Below are 661 nucleotides of genomic sequence, written 5' to 3'. Positions count from 1 at the left end.
GGCGCCAAGGTCATCGCCTCGGCCTTCGGCGACATCGGCTTCGAGGTGATCGCCGGGCCGCTCTTCCAGACGCCGGAAGAAGCGGCTGACCTTGCAGTCAAATCGAGGGTGCATGTGGTGGGCATCTCCTCGCTCGCCGCGGGTCACAAGACGCTCGTCCCGCAGTTGCTAGAGGCGCTGAAGGCGCAGGGAGCGCAAGATATCCTCGTTGTGGCCGGGGGCGTCGTGCCGCGCCAGGACTATCAGCATCTCTATGACCAGGGTGTCGCTGCTGTCTTCGGGCCTGGCACCAACGTCCTCGACGCCGCCCGCGTTGTGCTCGACCTTCTGGAAGGTCGCCGTCGCAACCAGTAACGTTCCCCGGCAAGTTGTGCAGCGCGGCTCGTGCGATGCGCCATTTCCCGCCGCTGCGGCGTGAACTCGGAACGCACGTTGCTCTAGGGTGTTGCCGATCTTGCCGCGCGCCATGCCTTCAGGATCGCGTCAGCCGAGACATGGGCCTGTTGCAAGTCCGTCGCCCAGGAACTGACTGATATGCGCATGACCTGTCGGTCGCGCCATGTGGCGCCACCCGCGAAACAGGTTCCGTCGGACTGAATTCCGGCAATGACCTCCCGGGTGAGCCGATCGCCCAGTTCCGAGGCCTCGTTTGCTCCAAACC

1 protein-coding gene and 1 pseudogene are annotated in these 661 nt (G+C 64.8%); one reads left to right on the top strand and one right to left on the bottom strand.

Annotation, left to right across the window (positions count from 1 at the left end; translation table 11 throughout):
• A partial coding sequence (locus HUI96_RS29035; protein ID WP_188258176.1) for a cobalamin-dependent protein occupies positions 1-354 on the top strand: 354 nt, incomplete at its 5' end.
• 83 nt (positions 355-437) lie between these two features.
• On the opposite strand, the pseudogene HUI96_RS29225 reads toward HUI96_RS29035, so the two are convergent.
• A pseudogene (locus HUI96_RS29225) lies at positions 438-661 on the bottom strand (aspartate aminotransferase family protein); the annotation flags it as partial.

The organism is Pseudaminobacter soli (ex Zhang et al. 2022) (assembly GCF_014595955.1).
GTDB lineage: Bacteria > Pseudomonadota > Alphaproteobacteria > Rhizobiales > Rhizobiaceae > Kumtagia > Kumtagia pseudosoli.
This window is presented reverse-complemented; position numbering and strand designations above follow the sequence as displayed.